This is a genomic window from Pseudomonas fluorescens, assembly GCF_041354075.1.
Classification (GTDB): domain Bacteria; phylum Pseudomonadota; class Gammaproteobacteria; order Pseudomonadales; family Pseudomonadaceae; genus Aquipseudomonas; species Aquipseudomonas fluorescens_CE.
Window position 1 is genome coordinate 38,259 of record NZ_JARZGC010000016.1, and the last position, 13,568, is coordinate 51,826.

Annotated in this window: 13 protein-coding genes; 9 read left to right on the forward strand and 4 right to left on the reverse strand. The window is 62.5% G+C overall.

Going from position 1 to position 13,568, the window contains the following annotated elements:
• Positions 1-218 precede the first annotated feature (218 nt).
• From tauA to tauD, 4 genes are all read left to right on the forward strand, one after another.
• Positions 219-1,196 (forward strand): taurine ABC transporter substrate-binding protein, encoded by a 978-nt coding sequence (gene tauA / locus QIW53_RS19210; RefSeq protein WP_371051217.1) that lies wholly within the window; start codon positions 219-221, stop codon positions 1,194-1,196.
• A 15-nt stretch (positions 1,197-1,211) separates the two neighbouring features.
• Positions 1,212-2,006 carry a taurine ABC transporter ATP-binding subunit gene (tauB, locus tag QIW53_RS19215; protein ID WP_371051218.1) on the forward strand — a complete coding sequence of 265 codons (795 nt, stop codon included), beginning with the start codon at positions 1,212-1,214 and terminating at the stop codon, positions 2,004-2,006.
• Positions 2,003-2,833: a taurine ABC transporter permease TauC gene (gene tauC, locus QIW53_RS19220; protein WP_371051219.1), complete on the forward strand. Its 831-nt coding sequence runs from the start codon at positions 2,003-2,005 to the stop codon at positions 2,831-2,833. The genes tauB and tauC overlap by 4 nt, the downstream gene beginning before the upstream one ends.
• A 139-nt stretch (positions 2,834-2,972) precedes the next feature.
• Complete coding sequence (gene tauD, locus QIW53_RS19225) at positions 2,973-3,815, forward strand: taurine dioxygenase (RefSeq protein WP_371051220.1); 843 nt, start codon at positions 2,973-2,975, stop codon at positions 3,813-3,815.
• 89 nt (positions 3,816-3,904) lie between these two features.
• Here tauD and mgrA read toward each other — a convergent pair whose 3' ends face one another.
• Positions 3,905-4,942 carry an L-glyceraldehyde 3-phosphate reductase gene (gene mgrA, locus QIW53_RS19230; RefSeq protein WP_371051221.1) on the reverse strand — a complete coding sequence of 346 codons (1,038 nt, stop codon included), beginning with the start codon at positions 4,940-4,942 and terminating at the stop codon, positions 3,905-3,907.
• A gap of 185 nt (positions 4,943-5,127) precedes the next feature.
• Positions 5,128-6,018, reverse strand: a complete 891-nt coding sequence (locus tag QIW53_RS19235; RefSeq protein WP_371051222.1) for a LysR family transcriptional regulator — start codon at positions 6,016-6,018, stop codon at positions 5,128-5,130.
• Between the two features lie 119 nt (positions 6,019-6,137).
• Between QIW53_RS19235 and QIW53_RS19240 the strand changes: the two genes are divergently transcribed.
• Both QIW53_RS19240 and QIW53_RS19245 read left to right on the forward strand, forming a co-directional pair.
• Positions 6,138-6,878, forward strand: coding sequence for an SDR family oxidoreductase (locus tag QIW53_RS19240; RefSeq protein ID WP_371051223.1), 741 nt, complete (start codon positions 6,138-6,140; stop codon positions 6,876-6,878).
• A 138-nt stretch (positions 6,879-7,016) separates the two neighbouring features.
• Positions 7,017-7,277 carry a hypothetical protein gene (locus tag QIW53_RS19245; RefSeq protein ID WP_371051299.1) on the forward strand — a complete coding sequence of 87 codons (261 nt, stop codon included), beginning with the start codon at positions 7,017-7,019 and terminating at the stop codon, positions 7,275-7,277.
• 15 nt (positions 7,278-7,292) lie between these two features.
• Here QIW53_RS19245 and betT read toward each other — a convergent pair whose 3' ends face one another.
• A complete protein-coding gene (betT, locus tag QIW53_RS19250) occupies positions 7,293-9,248 on the reverse strand; it encodes a choline transporter BetT (protein ID WP_371051300.1) in 1,956 nt (651 codons plus the stop codon).
• 424 nt (positions 9,249-9,672) lie between these two features.
• Positions 9,673-10,599 carry a serine O-acetyltransferase EpsC gene (epsC, locus tag QIW53_RS19255; protein ID WP_371051224.1) on the reverse strand — a complete coding sequence of 309 codons (927 nt, stop codon included), beginning with the start codon at positions 10,597-10,599 and terminating at the stop codon, positions 9,673-9,675.
• A 189-nt stretch (positions 10,600-10,788) separates the two neighbouring features.
• Between epsC and QIW53_RS19260 the strand changes: the two genes are divergently transcribed.
• The 3 genes from QIW53_RS19260 to tcyL all read left to right on the forward strand — a co-directional run bounded on the left by QIW53_RS19260 (position 10,789) and on the right by tcyL (position 13,566).
• Positions 10,789-11,781: a D-cysteine desulfhydrase gene (locus QIW53_RS19260; protein ID WP_371051225.1), complete on the forward strand. Its 993-nt coding sequence runs from the start codon at positions 10,789-10,791 to the stop codon at positions 11,779-11,781.
• 325 nt (positions 11,782-12,106) lie between these two features.
• Positions 12,107-12,901 carry a cystine ABC transporter substrate-binding protein gene (gene tcyJ, locus QIW53_RS19265; RefSeq protein ID WP_371051226.1) on the forward strand — a complete coding sequence of 265 codons (795 nt, stop codon included), beginning with the start codon at positions 12,107-12,109 and terminating at the stop codon, positions 12,899-12,901.
• Positions 12,901-13,566, forward strand: coding sequence for a cystine ABC transporter permease (gene tcyL / locus QIW53_RS19270; RefSeq protein ID WP_192307450.1), 666 nt, complete (start codon positions 12,901-12,903; stop codon positions 13,564-13,566). The genes tcyJ and tcyL overlap by 1 nt, the downstream gene beginning before the upstream one ends.
• The last annotated feature ends 2 nt before the right edge of the window (positions 13,567-13,568 follow it).

Sequence of the window (13,568 nt, forward strand, 5' to 3'; positions counted from 1 at the left end):
TCCTCGAAGGTCCTGCGGACCTTTGTCGCGAACCGGCTCGTGCCCACAGGCTCAGTGTCATCCCTGTGGCCGCGAGCCTGCTCGCCCTGGACCGCGCAGCGGTCACCTTAAAATCCTTCCACGCTAAGCTAATTCGAAAAAGTTATTTATTTTCTAATTCTTAGATCATTTAGTCTCCTTTCACGCCGATCCTCGGTCGCCTGACAAGGAGCTTCCCCATGAAACTGCACTTCCCTCTTCGCCTCCTGGCGGCCGCTTCGTTGGCTGCCGCGAGTCTGTTTGCCCAGGCGGCCGACCTGACTGTCGCCTACCAGACCACCGTCGACCCGGCCAAAGTCGCCCAGGCCGACGGCGCCTATGAGAAGGCCACCAAAGCCGACATCAACTGGCGCAAATTCGATAACGGTGCCGACATCATCGCTGCCATCGCCTCCGGCGACGTGCAGATCGGCTACCTGGGTTCCAGCCCCCTGACCGCCGCCATCACCCGCAAGGTCCCGGTGGAAACCTTCCTCATCGCCACCCAGATCGGCGCCGCCGAAGCCCTGGTCGCCCGCGACGGTTCCGGGATCAAGACGCCGCAAGACCTGGTCGGCAAGAAAATCGCCGTGCCGTTCGTTTCCACTGGGCACTACAGCCTGCTGGCCGCACTGAAACACTGGAACATCGACCCGTCGAAAGTCACCGTGCTCAACCTCGCGCCACCGGCGATCATCGCCGCCTGGAAACGCGGTGACATCGATGCCACCTACGTGTGGGATCCGGCCCTTGGCGTGGCCAAGGAGAACGGCAAGGTGCTGATCACCTCCGGTGAGCTGGCCAAGTTCGGCGCGCCCACCTTCGATGCCTGGATCGTGCGCAAGGACTTCGCCGAGAAGCACCCGGAAATCGTCACCGCCTTCGCCAAAGTCACCCTCGACGCCTACGCCGACTACCGCAAGGACCCGAAAGCCTGGCTCGCCAACCAGAGCAACGTCGACAAGCTGGTGAAGCTGTCCGGCGCCAAGGCCAGCGACATTCCGCTGCTGCTGCAAGGCAACGTCTACCCGCTGGCGGCTGACCAGGTGAGCAGCCTCGGCGCACCAACGACCAAAGCCATCACCGACACCGCCGTGTTCCTCAAGGAACAAGGCAAGGTCGAGGCCGTGCTGCCGGACTACGCCCCGTACGTCAGCGCCAAGTTCATCACCAACTGATCGGAGTCAATCGCGATGGCCTTGCTACAACTGGAGCGTATCAGCGCACAGTACCCCGGCAGCCCGGAGCCGGTGCTGGCAGACATTTCCCTGAGCCTGGGGCCCCGGCAACTGCTGGTCGCCCTCGGTCCCTCCGGCAGTGGCAAGACCTCGCTGTTGAACCTGATTGCCGGCTTCGTCGAACCCAGCGCCGGGCGCATCACCCTCGACGGCGTGCCGGTCAAAGGCCCGAGCGCCGAGCGCGGCGTGGTGTTTCAGGACGATGCCCTGCTGCCGTGGCAGGACGTACTGGCCAACGTCGGTTTCGGGCTCGAACTGGCCGGCGTGCCCCGTGAACAACGCGAAGCCCGCGCCCGCGAGATGCTGGCGCTGGTGGACCTCTCTGGTTTCGAACAGCGGCGCATCTGGCAGCTCTCGGGCGGGCAGAAGCAACGCGTCGGCCTGGCGCGCGCCCTGGCCGCCGACCCTCGTGTATTGCTGATGGACGAGCCCTTCGGCGCCCTCGATGCCTTCACCCGCGAACAGATGCAGGAGCTGCTGCTACAGGTGTGGCAGCGCGCCGCCAAACCGGTGTTTCTGATCACTCACGACATCGAGGAAGCGGTATTTCTCGCCACGGACCTGATTCTGCTGGCGCCCAATCCCGGACAGATCGTCGAGCGCCTGCACCTGGATTTCGGCCAGCGCTACGCGGCCGGTGAGTCAGCCCGCGCGATCAAGTCCGACCCGCGCTTCATCGAAACCCGCGAGCACGTGCTCGCCAAAGTGTTCTCCCAACGCAGCGCCGCCACGCGGCAGGAGCGCGCATGAGCAGCTATGAGATTCCCGCCGTCGCCGTCAGCGCGGCCTCACCGGTCGCGCTTCGTCGCGGTTTGAGCACCCGCTGGATCAGCGTCCTGACGCTCGTCGCACTGCTTGCCCTGTGGTGGGCGGTCACCGCCACGGGGTTGATCGAGCCGCTGTTTCTGCCGCCACCGGCCGCCGTGCTGAACAAAGGCTGGTTGCTGGCGACCACCGGCTACATGGATTCGACGCTCTGGCAGCACCTGGGCGCGAGCCTCGGCCGGATCGGCCTGGGCCTGTTCTTTGCGGTGCTGACGGCCGTGCCGGTCGGTATCGCGATAGGGGCCAATCGCATTGCGCGCGGCATTCTCGACCCGCTGATCGAGTTCTATCGACCGATTCCGCCACTGGCCTACTTGCCGCTGATCGTGATCTGGTGCGGCATCGGTGAGCTGTCGAAAGTGTTGCTGATCTACCTGGCGATTTTCGCACCGATCGCCATCGCCACGGCCACCGGTGTACGCACCGTGGACCCGGCCAAACTGCGCGCGGCCCAGTCCCTGGGGGCGACCCGCGCGCAACTGATCCGCCATGTGATCTTGCCCAGCGCTCTGCCGGACATCCTCACGGGCGTGCGCATTGGTCTGGGGGTGGGCTGGTCGACCCTGGTCGCCGCTGAACTGATCGCCGCCACCAGCGGCCTGGGTTTCATGGTGCAGTCAGCCGCGCAGTTTCTGGTCACCGATGTGGTGGTGCTGGGGATTCTGGTGATTGCGCTGATCGCCTTCGCCCTGGAAATGGGCCTGCGCGCCCTGCAACGCAAGCTGGTGCCGTGGCACGGCCAGGCGCATTGAACACTGACCTCTGTGGGAGCGGGCTTGCTCGCGAATGCGGTTTTACATTCAACATCTGTGTTGACTGACACGACGCATTCGCGAACAAGCCCGCTCCCACAAAAAAACGCGGCACACCCCGAATTCGAAGAGAACCACCATGAGCAGCCTGAACATCACTCCTTTAAGCGCCGCCCTCGGCGCACAAATCCGCGGCATCGACATCAGCCAGCCGCTGTCCGTGGCCCAGCGCGATGCCATCGAACAGGCGCTGTTGAAATACCAGGTCCTGTTCTTCCGCAACCAGCCGATCACCCCGCAACAGCAGGCACGTTTTGCCGCCAACTTCGGCGACCTGCACATCCACCCGATCTACCCCAACGTGCCGGAACAGCCGGAAGTGCTGATCCTCGACACTGCCGTCACCGACGTGCGCGACAATGCGATCTGGCACACCGACGTGACGTTCCTGCCGACCCCGGCAATGGGCGCGGTGCTGAGCGCCAAGCTGCTGCCGGAATTCGGCGGCGACACGCTGTGGGCCAGTGGCATTGCCGCCTACGAGGCGCTGTCCGCACCGATGAAAAGCCTGCTCGAAGGCTTGACGGCCACCCACGACTTCACCCGTTCCTTTCCGGTTGAGCGTTACGGCAATACGCCGGAAGCGCTGGCGCAATGGGAAGAAACACGGCGCAAAAACCCGCCGCTGTCGCACCCGGTGATCCGTACGCACCCGGTGAGCGGGCGGCGCTCGCTGTTCGTCAGCGAGGGCTTCACTGCCAGGATCAATGAGCTGTCGGACACCGAGAGCGAGACGATCCTGAAGTTCCTGTTCGCCCACGCCACCCGCCCGGAATTCACCATCCGCTGGCGCTGGCAGCAGGACGACATCGCGTTCTGGGACAACCGCGTGACCCAGCATTACGCGGTGGATGACTACCGTCCGGCACGGCGGGTGATGCAGCGGGCGACCATTCTGGGGGATGTGCCGTTTTTTCGATGAAGCCCCATCGCGAGCAGGCTCACTCCCACAGGTATTCAGCCTGCTCGCGATAGCTTTCTGAGGTATGCCGGGCATCCAGCACCAGGCACTTACTCCGCCGTCGAAGGCTTCTCCCAGAGATTGATCCCGCCCTCCTGGGCGAACCGATCGATCTCCGCCAGTTCTTCCACACTGAAACTCAGGTTCTTCAACGCGCCGACGTTCTCGATAATCTGTTCCGGCCGGCTCGCACCGATCAGCGCCGAGGTCACGCGCGGGTCACGCAGGGTCCAGGCGAGGGCCAGTTGCGCCAGGCTCTGGCCACGACGCTGGGCAATCTCGTTCAGCGCCCGCACATGGGCGATGTTGGCGTCGGACAGGTGCGATGCCTGCAGAGAACCACCCCCCGGACGATTGACCCGCGCATCCGCCGGCACCCCGTTCAGGTACTTGTCGGTCAGCAAGCCTTGAGCCAGAGGCGTGAAGGCAATGACCCCGGCGCCCAGCTCTTCGGTCACGTCCAGCAGGTCTCTTTCCACCCAGCGATTGAGCAGGTTGTAGGCCGGCTGATGAATCAGCAACGGCACTTTCCATTCCTTGAGCAATGCGGCCATCTCCCGGGTTTTCACACCGGAGTAGGACGAGATGCCGATGTACAGCGCCTTGCCCTGCTGCACGGCAGTGGCCAGGGCACTGGCGGTTTCTTCCAGCGGCGTGTCCGGGTCGAAGCGGTGCGAGTAGAAGATATCCACATAGTCCAGGCCCAGGCGTTGCAGGCTCTGATCGAGGCTCGCCAGCACATACTTGCGCGAACCGCCGCCCTGACCGTAAGGGCCGGGCCACATGTCCCAGCCCGCCTTGCTGGAGATGATCAGCTCGTCGCGGTAGCGCTTGAAGTCCTCGCGCAGCAAACGCCCGAAATTGATCTCGGCACTGCCGTACGGGGGCCCGTAGTTGTTGGCCAGGTCGAAATGATTGATCCCCAGATCGAACGCTGTACGCAGCAACGCGCGCTGGGTGTCGATCGGCGTGCTGTCACCAAAGTTGTGCCACAGGCCCAGGGACAAGGCCGGCAGCACCAGACCGCTGCGACCGACGCGGCGGTAGGGAATGGAGTCGTAGCGGTTTTCGGCAGCGGTATAGGTCATCGAATCCTCTCTTGTCTGTCTTGAAGTTGGTATCGACTGCTTCGCAAGTTGCCCAGCATACGCCGACACAAACGCCAAAAACCCTACGACTCGATGAATTGCTGAAACGTTTCACAATTCTTTCGCCAGAACCCTGCTCCGATAATTCACGCAGTGCGGCTGCTGCCAAAAAGCCAGACCGGTGGCTACCGCGCCCCCGCGAACACTTCTTCCAACCAGTCCACAAACACGCGGAGCCGTGGCGACAGGTGTCGGTTGTGTGGGTAGAGCACCGAAACCGGCATGGGTGGCGGGGGGTTGGCGGGCAGGACTTCCTGGATCAGGCCCTCGGCGATCTGGGCTGCCATGCGGTATTGCGGGCACTGGATCAGGCCCAGCCCGGCGATGGCCGAGGCGGCGTAGATTTCGGTACCGAACACCGAGATCGCGCTTTTGATGGGGACTTCCCTCAACTCGCCATCGACCATGAATTCGAACGGGAACAGTTTCGCGGTCGTGCGCGAGACGTAGTTCACCGCACGGTGATGCTCGAGGTCTTCGAGGGTTTTCGGTTCGCCGTACTTGCGCAGGTACGAGGGGCTGGCGCAGGTGATCTGACGCAGGTTGGCCAGGCGCTTGCCGATCAGCGTCGAGTCGGTCAGCGTGCCGGCGCGCAGGACGCAATCGACGCCTTCGGCGATCAGGTCGACGAAGCGATCGGACTCGCTGATCGACAGCTCGATCTGCGGATAGCGCTGCATGAACTGCGGCAGCGCCGGAATCACGAAATTTTTCGCCAGGGTGCCGTGCAGGTCGACGCGTAACCGACCTTTCGGGGCGCAGCCACGGAACGCCAGTTCAGCCTCCTCCAGCTCTGCCAGCAGTTGGACGCAGCGCAGGTAGTACGCCTCGCCATCCAGGGTCGGACGAACCTTGCGCGTACTGCGTTCCATCAATCGGGTGCCCAGCCAGGCCTCGAACTGATTCAGGGTGTGCGTCAGGGTGGCGCGCGGCAGATTCAGGTCTTCGGCGGCCAGGGTGAAGCTGTTGCGTTCATAGATTCGCACGAAAACCTTCATCGCCTTGACTTGATCCACGCGTCGCTCCGGCTTTCGATTGTTGGCGAATATTGAATAGTCAAGGCAACTCTGCTGCATTTATCCGGTGGAGTAAACATGTGAGATTGGTGCCATCCCCCTCGACAGGAACCACCACCATGTCTGCTCAACGTTCGAAAGTTGCCATCGTCACCGGCGCCTCCCGTGGTATCGGCGCGGTCATCGCCCAACAGCTGGCCAGCGAAGGCTTCGCCGTGGCCATCAACTACGCCAGCAGTGCCGATGAAGCCTCGAGGCTTGTGGTGCAGTTGCGCCAGGCCGGCCATCAAGCCATAGCGATCAAGGCCGACGTGGCCAACGCCGACGACGTGCGCCGGCTGTTCGACGAAACCGAAGCGCAACTGGGCAAGGTCGACGTGCTGATCAACAACGCCGGCATTCTCAAGGTCATGCCGCTGGCACAACACAGCGACGAGCTGTTCGACCAGACCTTCAACATCCACGCCCGCGGCACCTTCAACACCCTGCGCGAAGCGGCCACGCGGCTGAACGACGGCGGACGAATCGTCAATTTTTCCAGCAGCACGGTGGGCCTGAACCTGCCGGGCTACGCGGTGTACATTGCCAGTAAGGCGGCGGTGGAGTCCCTGACCCAGGTGTTCGCCAAGGAGATGCGTGGGCGCCAGATCACGGTCAACGCGGTCGCACCGGGTCCGGTGGCGACCGACCTGTTCCTGCACGGCAAGAGCGAGGAGCAGATCCAGAACTTTGCGAAGATGGCGCCGCTGGAGCGCCTGGGCCAGCCTGAGGATATCGCGCGGGTGGTGTCGTTTCTGGTGGGGCCGGATTCGGCCTGGGTCAATGGGCAGATCCTGCGCGCCAATGGTGGGCTGGTTTGACTAAGCTCAATTGGATACCGAGGTGACGCCATCGCGGGCAAGCCCGCTCCTACAGGAATCGCGCAAATCCTTGTGGGAGCGGGCTTGCCCGCGAAGGCGGCCGATCAGTCGCCACACATCCAGCAGGCTACACTGACCATGCACACCACCATCATCATCACGTTCGGCCTGATTCTCCTCGCGCTGATGCTGTTCATCGGCGAGCAGATCGGCTTCAGCCGACAGACGCTGACCTACAGCTTCATCGTCCTGTGGCTGGCGCTGACGATGATCAACGGTGCCATAGGCGTCGTCACGGCCGGCCAGTCCGTGACCACGGAGATGATGGTCGGCAGCATCGTGTTCGGCGTGCCGGTGGCGGCGCTGGTGTTATTCATGGTGTTGACCGAGCAAGCCTAGACAACCCGATGTTCCTCAGCGCACCAGATGCAGGAACTGCATGTGCCGTTCGTACTGGTCGAGAATGTCGTTGATCACCTGTTCCTTGGTGTAGCCCACCAGATCATAGTCCTGGCTGCCCTCGCTCAGATGCACCTCGGCCCGGTAGTAACGCCGGTTGTTGAGCTGCTTGGAACCCATGCCGCCCCGGGCGAACGACGGAGTGAAATACCCGCGCATCTGCACCTGGTAGATGAACGGGTGCTGCTCGCCGTGGCCGATCTCCAGGCTCACGCTGTCATGGGCCGGGTCCGGCACCGTGACCACGTTCAAGCCCTTCTCGACAAACACGGCGGTCACCTCTTCGATGGCCGGCCGCACGGTGCTTTCCATGAAACGGTAAACCTCGTCCCGCGACGGGAAATGCACCGCCTGGCTCAAGCGCTGGCGCCAGCCGCCACGTCGCGCACCGGACACTGGCGCCAGGGAATGCAGTTGTGCGATCTGCTTCTGGGACTCCAGATAGAACGCCTTGTGCAGCCCCCACATCATCAGCAGCAGGATCATCGAGAACGGCAGCGAGGTCAGCACCACCGCCGATTTCAGTGCATCGATGCTGCCGGAGAACAACAGCGCGCTGGTTACCAGCGCGGTCATCGCCCCCCAGAACACCCGCAGCCATTTCGGCCCGTCCTCGTCTGGAGTGCCGCCCTTGGCGGACAGCGTCGACAACACCACGGTGCCGGAGTCGGCCGAAGTGACGAAAAACACGAAGCTGATGAACACCGTGACCGCAATCACCGTCTTGCTCCACGGGTAGGTTTCCAGCAGCAGGTAGAGGGTCATCGACGGGTTGTCGATGGCCGAAAGGCCCAGCGCCGACATGCCGTGGTTGAGCACCTGATCGATGGCGCTGTTGCCGAAGATCGACATCCACGCCAGGGTGAAGCCCAACGGAATCAGCAGCACGCCGAAGACGAATTCGCGAATGGTCCGCCCCCGGGAAATCCGCGCAATGAACAATCCCACGAACGGCGACCAGGCAATCCACCAGGCCCAGTAAAACACCGTCCAGCCGCCCAGCCAGTCGCTGGGTTTGTCGTAGGCGTAGAGATCGAAACTCTTCATCGGCAAGGCGCCGAGGTAGTCACCAACGTTCTGGATCAGGGTGTTGAGCAGGTGCTGCGTGGGGCCGGCGAACAACACGAACAGCAGCAGCGCGCAGGCCAGCAGCATGTTGATGTCGGACATCACCCGCACGCCCTTGTCGACACCGGACACGGCGACGATGATCGCCGCGCCCATCATCAGGGTGATCAGGCCCACCTGGATCCATTGGGTGTGGGCGACGCCGAACAGGTAGTCGAGCCCCGAGTTGAGGTGCAACACACCAAAGCCCATGTCGGCGCCGAGGCCGAACACCGTGGCAATGATGCCAAAGCCATCGACGGCGTAACCGATGGGGCCGTTGATGCGCTTGCCGATCAGCGGGTACAGCGCCGAGCGCAGGGCCAGCGGCAGGTTGTGGCGGTAGGCGAAGTAGGCCAATGCCATGCCGACAAAGGCGAACACGCCCCAGCCATGCAGCCCCCAGTGCAGAAACAGGATCTGCATGGCCTGACGCGCCGCGTCAGCCGTGCCCGCCGCCCCTTGAGGAGGTTGCGCCAGGTGGGTCAGCGGTTCCGAGACGCAGAAGAAGAACAGCGTGATGCTGATCCCGGCGGCGAACAACATGCCGGCCCAGGACAGGTAACTGAATTCGGGTTCGTCGTGGTCGGCGCCGAGCTTGATCTTGCCGTAGCCGGACAAGGCGGTGACCACTACGAAGACCAGATACAGGGCCATCGCCAGCAGGTAATACCAGCCAACCGTGTTGGCCGCCCAGTTTTGCGCTTCAAGCAGCCAGGCGCCGGCCTGTTCCGGCAGGGTGATGACAACAATGCCGAAGAGCAGGATGAAGGTCGCCGCGAAGTAGAACACCGGCGGGTTCATGCGCACCGGCTCGCTGGCGGGGCTGGATGGCACACTCATGAACGGTGCGCCTCGAGGCAGTGAAACAAGGCAATCAATAACGGACTCGGCAAGGGCAAGCCTCCTGTTGTGAGCGGGCAGCAAACCGGCGGTTTAACTTGAATGAGCGTTCAATTTAAACATGGATAGGGTGCTAAGGACTAATCCACCGGCTCGGCGGTCCTGTGGTTACGCTAGCTCAAGGAAGGGTAGGAGGCGTGATTCGGGGGATGGTTCAGTTGGAATCAGCGCAAAACCCCGAACTGGCATTGGCTTGAAATCCATTCGCGAGCAAGCCCGCTCCCACAGGGGCCTGTGCCGATCACACATTCTGTGAACACCCGAATAATCTGTGGGAGCGAGCCTGCTCGCGATGAGGCCCGCTCAGCCGGCGAAAGTTCCGGGTCTATTTCTGGGTCCCGTCATCATGCTGCAGATTGGCCTGCGTCAGGTTCGACCCCGCCGGCACGCTGCGAGTCAGCCAGACGTTGCCGCCAATGGTCGAGCCCTTGCCGATGGTGATTCGCCCCAGAATGGTCGCACCGGCATAGATCACCACGTCGTCTTCGACGATCGGATGGCGTGGATGGCCCTTCTGCAACTGCCCGTCTTCATCCGCCGGGAAGCGCTTGGCGCCCAGGGTCACGGCTTGATAGATGCGCACGCGCTCGCCGATGATCGCCGTCTCGCCAATCACCACGCCGGTGCCGTGGTCGATGAAGAAACTGCGGCCGATCTGCGCGCCGGGGTGGATGTCGATGCCCGTCGCCGAATGGGCGATTTCCGCGCTGATCCGCGCCAGCAATGGCAGCCCGGCACGGTACAGATGATGGGCCAGACGATGGTGAATCACCGCCAGGATTCCCGGGTAGCACAACAATACTTCGTCGACGCTGCGGGCCGCCGGATCGCCGTGATAGGCCGCCAGCACATCGGTATCCAGCAGGCTGCGCAACCCTGGCAGGGCCAGGGCGAACGCCTGAATGATCGCAATGGTCCTGGCTTCGACCTCGTCATCCGCCTCGGCGTTGTGGCGCGCAACGTAACGCAACTCAAGGCGCGCCTGGCCCAGCAATGCGTTCAATGCAACGTCCAGGGTGTGGCCGACATAGAAGTCTTCACTCTCTTCGCGCAGGTCCACCGGCCCCAGGCGCATGGGAAACAAGGCGCCGCACAGTGCCTCGAGAATCTCCGCCATGGCCGCTCTCGAAGGCAATTCGCGACCGCCCTGCTCGCCGCTGGCGCGGCCGTTCTGCAAACGCCACTGGTCGCGCGCGCTGCGCAGCTGGCTGACGATGGTCTGCAATTGCCAATGGCTGGAACGCTCGCTCACGTTAAAAACTCCATACGGGCGGCCGGACTGTCTGGCCGCGCTGACGGCGCTTACTTTACGGCAAGCGCTGGAAGCCGAATTAAGAACCGATTGTGCTGTGCTCAGCACGTTTGGCTATATGCGATTGAGGGTTGCCGGTCTTTTTGGCCGTGCTTATAGTCCCTTATCCTCCACCGCCAGTACGGACCAATGATCAAACAACAGCTCGCCCGCTTTGACCGCCTCGACCTGCTCGACCATTCGACCCCACTGGAAAAGCTTGAGCGCCTGTCGACCTGGCTGGGCCGCGACGTCTACGTGAAACGCGATGATCTGACACCCTTGGCAATGGGTGGCAACAAGCTGCGCAAACTTGAATACCTGGGTGCCGACGCCCTGGCCCAGGGTGCTGACACGCTGATCACCGCCGGCGCACTGCAATCCAACCATGTGCGCCAGACCGCCGCCCTCGCCGCCCGGCTGGGCCTGGGTTGCGTCGCGCTGCTGGAGAACCCCATCGGCACCGACGACAGCAACTACATCGGCAATGGCAATCGACTGCTGCTTGACCTGTTCGACGCCAAGGTCGAATTGGTGGAGAACCTCGACAACGCCGACGAGCAACTGCTGGCACTGGCGGCGCGCTTGCGCAATACCGGCAAGAAGCCGTACCTGGTGCCCATCGGCGGCTCCAATGCGCTGGGTGCATTGGGTTACGTACGGGCCGGCCTGGAGCTGGCCGAACAGATCAAGGACACCGGCCTGGACTTCGCCGCGGTGGTCCTGGCCTCAGGCAGCGCCGGCACCCACAGTGGCCTGGCACTGGCGTTGAGCGAAGCCTTGCCCGAGCTGCCGGTGATTGGCGTGACGGTGTCGCGCAGCGATGAAGATCAGCGCCCCAAAGTCCAGGGCCTGGCCGAAAGGACGGCAGCGCTGCTGGAAGTGAACCTGCCGGCCGCTTTCAAGGTCGAGTTGTGGGACGAATATTTCGCTCCGCGCTACGGCGAGCCGAATGCCGGGACGCTGGCGGCGGTCAAACTGCTGGCGAGCCAGGAAGGCCTGCTGCTGGACCCGGTCTACACGGGCAAGGCCATGGCCGGTTTGCTCGACGGCATCGGTCGCCAGCGATTCGAGGACGGGCCGATCATATTCCTGCACACCGGCGGCGCACCGGCGTTGTTTGCCTACAAGGATTTTCTGTAGGCTCTGCATGGACCCACGCAGACCCTGTGGGAGCGAGCATGCTCGCGAAGAACCTGAGGGCGCCGCAGGGGTGTCAGGCTTCCCGCGTCATCGTTAACGTCCTTCGCGAGCATGATCGCTCCTACAGGACAGCGTTTATTCCAGATTCGAATAACAGAAATAACATTCATTATTTTCCTATCTAAAAGAGCCATCATATAGTCATAACGCAGGCAAATTGCCGCGAGACGCATAAGCTGCTTTAGGGCAGGATATTGCAGTCGTTCAAATCCCGATTTCGCCAACATCCAAGAAGCGTCTTCATAAGAAAACACAGGGGCTTGTCATGAATTTTTCCGCACTACGTCGAAATCTGCTGGTCGGTTCGCTGGGCCTGGCATTGAGCGCCGGCCTGCTGGGGCAGGCTGTTGCCGGTGAGCAGCTGCAAAAAATCAAGGACGCAGGCGTGATCAACGTCGGCCTGGAAGGCACTTATCCACCGTTCAGCTTCGTTGATGCCGACGGCAAGCTGGCCGGTTTCGAAGTTGAATTCTCCGAAGCCCTGGCCAAGGAACTGGGCGTGAAGGTCAAACTGCAGCCGACCAAATGGGACGGCATCCTCGCGGCCCTGGAATCCAAGCGTCTGGACGCAGTGATCAACCAGGTGACCATCTCCGAGGAACGCAAGAAGAAGTATGACTTCTCCGAGCCCTACACCGTTTCCGGGATCCAGGCACTGGTGCTGAAAAAGAACGAAAACACCATCAAGACCGCGGCCGACCTGGCCGGCAAGAAAGTCGGCGTGGGTCTGGGCACCAACTACGAACAGTGGGTCAAAGCCAACGTACCCCAGGCTGACGTGCGCACCTACGAAGATGATCCGACCAAGTTCCAGGACCTGCGCGTCGGCCGCATCGACGCCATCCTGATCGACCGCCTGGCCGCTCTGGAATACGCCAAGAAGGCCAAGGACACCACCGCAGCCGGCGAAGCCTTCTCCCGCCAGGAAGCCGGTATTGCCCTGCGCAAAGGCGAGCCGGAACTGCTGGCAGCGGTCAACACCGCCATCGACAAGCTGCGCGCCGACGGCACGCTGAAGAAGCTTTCGGAAAAATACTTCAGCGCTGACGTCACTCAATAATGGAAGAAGCTTTCCAACTCGCACTGGATTCCGCGCCCTTTCTGCTCAAGGGCGCGTACTACACGGTGATCCTGAGCCTGGGCGGAATGTTCTTCGGCCTGCTGATGGGCTTCGGCCTGGCGCTGATGCGTCTGTCGCGCTTCAAACTGGTGAGCTGGATTGCCCGCATCTACGTGTCGTTCTTTCGCGGCACGCCGTTGCTGGTGCAACTGTTCGTGATCTATTACGGCTTGCCGCAACTGGGCGTCGAGCTGGATCCGTTGCCAGCCGCCCTGATCGGCTTCTCGCTGAACATGGCGGCCTATGCCTGCGAAATCCTGCGGGCCGCGATCAGCTCCATCGAGCGCGGCCAGTGGGAAGCTGCGGCCAGTATCGGCATGACCCGTGCGCAAACCCTGCGCCGGGCCATCCTGCCCCAGGCCATGCGCACGGCGCTGCCGCCGCTGGGCAACAGCTTCATCTCGCTGGTCAAGGACACGGCGCTGGCCGCCACCATCCAGGTGCCGGAACTGTTCCGCCAGGCGCAACTGATTACCGCCCGGACCTTCGAAATTTTCACCATGTATCTGGCCGCCGCGCTGATCTACTGGGTTCTGGCCACGGTGTTGTCGCACCTGCAGAACCAGTTGGAAGCACGGGTCAATCGGCACGACCAGGAGTCCTGACC